The following is a 7078-nucleotide window of genomic DNA, read 5'->3' on the forward strand; positions in this document are numbered from 1 at the left end:
CCCGGTTCCCGGCTGGCGCGCGCAAGCAGCCCCTGACAGCGGGCCCGGCCTCAATCAAAAAGGGACCAGATGCCGCTGCGATAACGCGTCTTGGCCTCCAGCACCGCGTCGGATTCGGGCGCCGCCAGCTTGCCGCTGCGCACCAGCTTGCGGATGTCATCCGCCTTGATCTGCCGGGTCTCCTGGGAGCGCAGCAGGAAATCCGCCGTGGCCGGATCCAGGATGCGATAGATCGGGCTGTGGATCAGTTGGGTCGCCCCCAGTTCGTCCAGGTAATAGAGCGCGTCACCATTGCGCCAGACCGAACCGTAGCCGTGATAGACGTCGCCCAGCTTGGCCCATGGCCCCGTGGGCGCATCCTTGAGCCGCAGGATCAGGGTGGACCTGGACAGCAGGCCGCCGCCCCCGCGCGAGCGGTTCCAGACTTCCTTGCTCTGGAAGAACAGCACCTGGTGGCCGTCCCGGAACACGTAGGGCGACAGCGCCGTGAAGCCGCCCGCCGCGAACGGATCGTCACCGGCCCGCTCCACCGCGCGCTTTTCGCTGTTGTAGAAATAGACGCCGTCCTTGCTGGCGAACAGCGCATGGAGCACATGGCCGCCGGCCTCGTCCAGCAACCGGTATGGCGCATGCGCCGGGTCGAAGGCCCGCGCGCCCAGGTACACCATGCCGTCGCGCCGATCGAACAGATAGGGCTGGTTATGGAGATTGCCGACCATGAAGGTGTAGAGCGCCGGATCGTCCGACAGCGGCAGCAGCGTCTCGCGGTAATAGACCCGGCGGCCATCGGCAAAGAAGTCATTGCCTGGCCGCGTCTCGCCGCGCTGGATCGCGGCGATGCGACGCAACCGCGCCGGATCCGCCTGCGGCATTGCGCGGCCTTCGTAAAACACGCGGGCGCCGTCGGTGGCCAACTGGCGATCGAGCAGCGGCCGGTAGGCTTGCGCGCTGGCCGGCAGGGCCAGGAACGGATACAGGTAGGTCTGCGGCTTGTCGCCCTTGCCGGCGCGGTACAGGATCCGCTGCCAGAGTTCATCCAGCCGGCCCAGTTCGAGATTGCGCTCGGAGGCGAAGTCGCAAAAGTAGGTGGCCGAGCCGTCGCTGAAATAGCTGTTGCCCAGGTAGCGCGTCGATGCGGGCCGCATGCCCGGCAGCACCAGGTTGCCGCAATACACGTGGCGGCCGTCACGCGCCGCCTGCCGGCCGTCGTAGCGGCCCGTGTCGAAGGTCTCGAAACCCGCCGGGTCCGCCTCGCGCATCCGGTAATAGCCGTTGCTGGGCACGGCCGCGTAGACCTCGCCCTGGTAGCGCTTGTAGATGCTGCTGCCGTAGGACTCGCCATGGTCGATCGCCGCGAAATCGTCGCCACTGTCATCGATCAGCCAGACCAGCAGCAGCATCGGCAGGATGGCCGTCAACAAGACCAGGACGATCACGATCCCTCGGGTGCGCTTGTGCATCGATTCCCGGGCCGGCGGCCCCTGGTTGGCGGATCAGAATTCTATCAAGCCCCCTGCCGCCGCCCCGGGCAGACGCGCTGCGCCCGAGGGCCTTCCCCGCTAAAATGCCGCACTTTCCTCCCCTACCCCCTCCCCGGCCGGCTCCCTGCCATGCAACCCGCCTCCCTGACCCAACCTGCCTCCCACGGCGCGTCCGACGACGCCGAACCCCGCCACGACCTGGTCTACGGCCCCGACGACCGTCCCGCCGCCCCCGTCGCCTTCGTCGCCGCCCTGCAGCACCTGCTGGCCATCCTGGTCCCCATCGTCACCCCCGGCCTGCTGATCTGCCAGGCCCTGGGCGTGAGCAGCCGCGACACCACCCTGATCGTGTCCATGTCGCTGGTCATCTCCGGCATCGCCACCTACCTGCAGTGCAAGCGCTTCGGTCCGCTGGGCGCGGGCCTCTTGATCGTGCAAGGCACCAGCTTCAACTTCGTCGGCCCGCTGATCGCCGGCGGCTCGGTCATGGTCAAGCAGGGCACGCCGGTCGAGGCCGTGATGGCCGCGATCTTCGGCGTCGTCATCGCCGGCTCCTTCGTCGAAATGGGCATCAGCCGCATCCTGCCCTTCGTCAAGCGCCTCATCACCCCGCTGGTCACCGGCATCGTCGTGCTGCTGATCGGCCTGACGCTGATCAAGGTCGGCCTCATCAGCATGGGCGGCGGCTACGGCGCCATGGCCAACGGCACCTTTGCCAGCGCCGAGAACCTGACGCTGTCGGGCCTGGTACTGGGCACCATCATCCTGCTGAACCGCGTGCCGGTGGTGTGGATCCGCAGCACCGCGCTGGTGCTGGCGCTGGCGGTGGGCTACATCGCCGCCGCCTACATGGGCCGCCTGGACTTCACCGGCGCGCGCGAAGCCGCCCTGTTCCAGGTGCCGATGCCGCTGCACTTCGGCCTGGGCTTCTCGTGGGCGCTGTTCGTGCCGATGCTGATCATCTACCTGGTCACCTCGCTCGAAGCCATCGGCGACGTCACCGCCACCAGCAAGGTCTCCAAGCAGCCGGTCGAAGGCCCGCTATGGATGCAGCGCATCAAGGGCGGCGTGCTGGTCAACGGCGCCAACTCGCTGCTGGCGGGCATTTTCAACACCTTCCCCAGTTCGGTCTTCGCCCAGAACAACGGCGTCATCCAACTGACCGGCATCGCCAGCCGCCACGTCGGCGTGTGGATCGCCGGCATGCTGATCCTGCTGGGCCTGTTCCCCGCCGTCGCCGGCGTGCTGCAGGCCGTGCCCGAACCCGTGCTGGGCGGCGCCGCCATGGTCATGTTTGGCGCCGTGGCCGCCTCGGGCATCAACATCCTGGCCGGCATCCACCTGGACCGCCGCGCCCTGCTGATCATCGCCGTGTCGCTGGCCCTGGGCCTGGGCGTGTCGCAGGTGCCCGAGATCCTGTCACACCTGCCGCACGCCGTGAAAAACGTGCTGGAATCGGGTGTTGCCACCGGCGGCATCTGCGCGCTGGTCATGAACTGGTTCCTGCCGGAAAAGAAGTAAACACGCAGGCCGGCGCGCCCCGCGCCGGCCCCTGGCCTGACAATTTTTCCCAGACCGCATATAATCGCGATCTTCGCTTTACCCGCGACCGTCGCCTGGACGGCTCCGCGACCAGCCTGCCCGGGTGGTGAAATTGGTAGACGCAGGGGACTCAAAATCCCCCGCCGCAAGGCGTGCCGGTTCGATTCCGGCCCCGGGCACCATCTTTAGAATCGCCGGTGTTTGCAAGCATCGGGTGTGATTCTTCACTTCCCCTGATATCAGGGAATCTCCCGATCGATAAACCCGGATGCCGCTTCCGCGACGGCGAAGCATAGGCGTCCCGGCAAGATTTACCCCCCGACACAACGACGTCGCTGCTCCCCAAAAGCGGACAGGGGGCCTCCCCTCGTGACGCATCTGCCCTTCCCCCGCAAAAAACTCCAAAAGTGCAACTAGAGGCCAAGCGGTCTATCATGCATTCCAACAACATCACATCCGCAAAGACAGGAAATGGAAGAAGTCATTCAGCGGCTACGCCAGTTTCGTGATGAGCGAAACTGGCAACAATTCCACAACCCTAAAGACCTGGCCTTGGCCCTCAGCATCGAGGCAAGCGAACTGCTGGAGGTTTTCCTATGGAAACCTCCTGAAGCCGCTGATCGCGAAAGGGTGAAAGAAGAGCTGGCCGATGTCTTGGCTTACGCGCTGCTGCTGTCCGATACGTACAACTTCGACATCAAGAAAATCGTTCTGGAGAAGATCGAAAAGAACGAACTTAAGTACCCCGTACAGAAAGCAAAGGGAACCGCGAAAAAATACAACGAGCTATGACCCAGCCCCATCTTGTCGAAGTGAACCGTTACCGGTTCTCCGTAGAAACGCTGACCGAAATCGAGACCAACGCATACGCAGCGAACAATTGGCCGCTTGTTTATATCCTCAGCGATGGAAAGACACGTTGCGCCTACGTCGGCGAGACGACAGACACGCTGGCTCGCCTGGGTACGCATCTCAAACACCCTCAGAAGCGATCATTGACGACGGTACACCTCGTCAGCAGTGAACGCTTCAACAAGTCAGCGACTCTCGATATAGAGTCTTCCCTCATAAAGTACATGTCAGCCGATGGCCGATTCAGCATGTTGAACGGCAACCTGGGGCTGAGCGACCACAACTACTATCAAAGGGACGAACTCTATTCCAGGATATTTCGGAAGACCTGGGACAGGCTGCGTCAGCACGGAATCGCTCAACGGTCGATCGAGGCCATCGACAATTCCGACGTTTTTAAATACTCGCCGTACAAATCTCTGTCTGCCGACCAACAACAAGGCCTGATCGAGATAATGCGCTCGCTGGTTGATCCCCGGCTAAGACACGTCGTGGTCCAGGGAGGCGCCGGAACCGGAAAATCGGTATTGGCGATATTCTTATTCAAGCTCATTCAGTCCGACCTTGATGAACTGGATCTGCGCGAATTTTCCGATGAAGAGAAGGAAGTCCGAGACCTGCTGCGGCAAATCAAGCAGTCGATTCCACAGCCGCGCATGGCCCTGGTGGTCCCCATGAGCTCCTTCAGGAGCACGCTCAAGAAGGCGTTCCGGAACGTTTCGGGCCTACATGCCGATATGGTGATCAGTCCTTCCGAGCTGACAAAGCGGCGCTATGACATTGTCCTGGTGGACGAGTCGCATCGCTTGCGCAAGCGCGTAAACCTGGGAGCCTACTTCGGGAGCTTCGACGCGGCCTGCGCCGTGCTTGGACTGGACAAGAATACATGCAGTGAGGTGGACTGGGTGACGCGCCAGTCAGACAAAGCCGTCTTTTTCTACGACCCAGGCCAGAGCATCAAGCCATCCGATGCCGATGCAGCCGACTTCGAGGAGATCAAATCTTCGCCGAACAGCACGGTCATAACACTGGCGTCCCAGTTCCGTGTACGCGCCGGGCAGCACTACGTGCGGTTCGTTGATGATCTCCTGCACATGCGGCTTCCGGCTGACGAGAAGTTCAGCTCCAACAAATATGAGTTTCTGGTTTTTGACGAACTCTCCGACATGGTGAAGGAGATAGGACAAAGAGACGCCAGCTACGGTTTGGCCCGGCTCGTGGCCGGTTTCTCCTGGCCCTGGGTTTCCAGAAAGCCCCCCTACCAACATGACATCGAGATCGGTGACGTGCGGCTGCGGTGGAACAGCACCACTGTGGATTGGATCAACGCGAAAGGCGCCGCGGACGAGGTGGGCTGCATTCATACCACCCAAGGCTATGATCTGAACTACACCGCCGTAATCTTCGGCCACGAAATTCGCTATGACGAAGAGCTGGACCAGATCGTCATTGACCCGCGCAACTATCATGACCGGAACGGTAAGCTGACCATTGAAGATCCGGATGAGCTCAAGCAGTACATACTGAACATCTACCGGACCATCATGCTGCGCGGCATACGCGGCACGTTTCTCTACGCATGCGACGATAGCTTGAGGCGCTATCTGAAGCGGCACGTGGACAGCTACAAATCCAACGTCATCGCTTTCCCGCGACCTGACGGCGAGCCCTTGGAACCTTACGTCAACGCGGTCCCGCTCTATGACCTGAGAGCGGCGGCTGGCGGTTTCAGCGCGCTCCAACACGTCCAACATGAAAACTGGGTGGCGGTGCCAGCTGACATGCCCGTGGGAAGGAATATTTTTGCTTGCCATGTCGTCGGTGAGTCAATGAACAAGGTCATCCCCGACGGCGCCGTCTGCCTGTTCCGCTTGAACCCCGGCGGCAGCCGGAATGGAAAAATCGTGCTAGTGGAATGTGCCGATACACAGGACGGCGACGCCGGTTCGCGATACACGGTGAAGGAATATCAGAGCTTCAAGGTGCGAACCGAAGACGGGACTGAGAATCAGCAGATCTTATTGAAACCGAGATCCACCAATCCGGACTTGCTTCCGATCGAACTCAACCGGGAAGACGAGGAACATCGCTACCGGGTGGTGGGCGAGTTTTTGGGAGTGATCGGTGAGTCGGATTCGAGCGGGCGAGCCGTCGATTGATGGACAGACTTCTTGTCCGGTGACATTGGTATTCCGACGTGGTGGCCTCGCCTCTGGCGAGGCTTTTTTTTCGCCCCAATTAGCGCAACGCGCAGCGATTCGGGCAGCCTTTCTGTTCGCCTCAAACCTGTGCGGCAGTCCCTCGCGTCCGTTCTTTCCGGACTGGCCCGGAGTCCTCACCCGTTCCCTGCGCTGCGCTGCGGGCTGCGACTTCCGGTGCCGCCCCTGACGCCTCTTCCGGCCAAACGACGTTAGTAGCGGTGCTGTCAAGCGGATGACGGATCAAAGGGTTGGCGCGGCCCGCAGCCCACAGGGCGAGGACATGGCCCCTTGACGCGGCAGGAGCGCCCCCACGCTATGCCCGGGGGGCAGGAGTGCCAGGCCAGAGCCCGATACCCCTTCTCCCGAGGCCCCCGCCGGCGAGGGTGGAGAGTCCAGAGAGGCAAAGCCTCTTTGGAAACTACGGTTAGTACGCAGCCGATATTGGCGTCGATGGCAGGTAAAACAAGACAATTTCAGCGCGCCACCTCTGTGGCTGTGCGTACCTAAACCAAATTACCCATACTTCTTGTAAGATCGAGTTACCTGTGGCAAGGAGACACCATGGCTGGCAAGGGTAAATGCGGGCAACAGCCCCACAAAACCATATCGGATTCCGAACGCAGCCGCCGTCAATCGGCAGTTAACTATGCGCGGGCCTCCGTCGGGCTAGAAGGCTTCTCGCTCAGTGAAGCAGATGAGGCCCACGCTCAGCGTTTCGTCGATGGTCAGATAAGCCGGCAAGAGTTTGTCCTGCCGCGCGCTGACGCATTAGCACTTCCAAAGTCTTCGTCATGACGAAGAAATTTAGGATTTGGGGACTAGTGCAGGATAGGCTGTCGCCGGGATTCGTACTACAGATTCCTCTCGCGAACTAAGTTGAGAGTATGTATATGTAATGACCCAGTGAAAACCTGCTCACGTCATAATCGAGGGAATTGACGATGAGCATGAAGATGGAAGACGACATCAAACGCTGGACGGCCAAGCGCAAGAGCGCGCTAG

General features: G+C 61.3%; 5 protein-coding genes and 1 tRNA gene. 5 read left to right on the forward strand and 1 reads right to left on the reverse strand.

All coding sequences use genetic code 11. The features are described from left to right. Nucleotides 1–50: 50 nt before the first annotated feature. A complete protein-coding gene (locus HV783_RS16320) occupies nucleotides 51–1436 on the reverse strand; it encodes a DKNYY domain-containing protein (protein ID WP_254603912.1) in 1386 nt (461 codons plus the stop codon). 174 nt (nucleotides 1437–1610) lie between these two features. On the opposite strand from HV783_RS16320, the gene HV783_RS16325 reads away from it, so the two are divergent. The 5 genes from HV783_RS16325 (at nucleotide 1611) to HV783_RS16345 (ending at nucleotide 6871) form a co-directional block, all read left to right on the forward strand. Next, nucleotides 1611–3002 (forward strand): nucleobase:cation symporter-2 family protein, encoded by a 1392-nt coding sequence (locus tag HV783_RS16325; RefSeq protein WP_175189484.1) that lies wholly within the window; start codon nucleotides 1611–1613, stop codon nucleotides 3000–3002. A gap of 118 nt (nucleotides 3003–3120) precedes the next feature. After that, a tRNA-Leu gene (locus HV783_RS16330) sits at nucleotides 3121–3205 on the forward strand. A 289-nt stretch (nucleotides 3206–3494) separates the two neighbouring features. Next, nucleotides 3495–3815, forward strand: coding sequence for a nucleotide pyrophosphohydrolase (locus tag HV783_RS16335; protein WP_049076465.1), 321 nt, complete (start codon nucleotides 3495–3497; stop codon nucleotides 3813–3815). Beyond that, the gene (locus HV783_RS16340) at nucleotides 3812–6034 is read left to right on the forward strand and encodes a DNA/RNA helicase domain-containing protein (RefSeq protein WP_175189485.1); all 2223 of its coding nucleotides are present in this window, start codon (nucleotides 3812–3814) and stop codon (nucleotides 6032–6034) included. Before HV783_RS16335 ends, HV783_RS16340 begins: the two co-directional genes overlap by 4 nt. Before the next feature lie 603 nt (nucleotides 6035–6637). Further along, the gene (locus tag HV783_RS16345) at nucleotides 6638–6871 is read left to right on the forward strand and encodes an antitoxin VbhA family protein (RefSeq protein ID WP_175189486.1); all 234 of its coding nucleotides are present in this window, start codon (nucleotides 6638–6640) and stop codon (nucleotides 6869–6871) included. Nucleotides 6872–7078: the final 207 nt, after the last annotated feature.

The sequence above is a fragment of the Achromobacter dolens genome (genome assembly GCF_902859745.1).
Taxonomy (GTDB): domain Bacteria; phylum Pseudomonadota; class Gammaproteobacteria; order Burkholderiales; family Burkholderiaceae_B; genus Achromobacter; species Achromobacter dolens.

Coding starts and splice junctions, on each gene's coding strand:
- HV783_RS16335 (WP_049076465.1), top strand. CDS start 3,495: ATGGAAGAAGTCATTCAGCGGCTACGCCAGTTTCGTGATGAGCGAAAC.
- HV783_RS16325 (WP_175189484.1), top strand. CDS start 1,611: ATGCAACCCGCCTCCCTGACCCAACCTGCCTCCCACGGCGCGTCCGAC.
- HV783_RS16345 (WP_175189486.1), top strand. CDS start 6,638: ATGGCTGGCAAGGGTAAATGCGGGCAACAGCCCCACAAAACCATATCG.
- HV783_RS16340 (WP_175189485.1), top strand. CDS start 3,812: ATGACCCAGCCCCATCTTGTCGAAGTGAACCGTTACCGGTTCTCCGTA.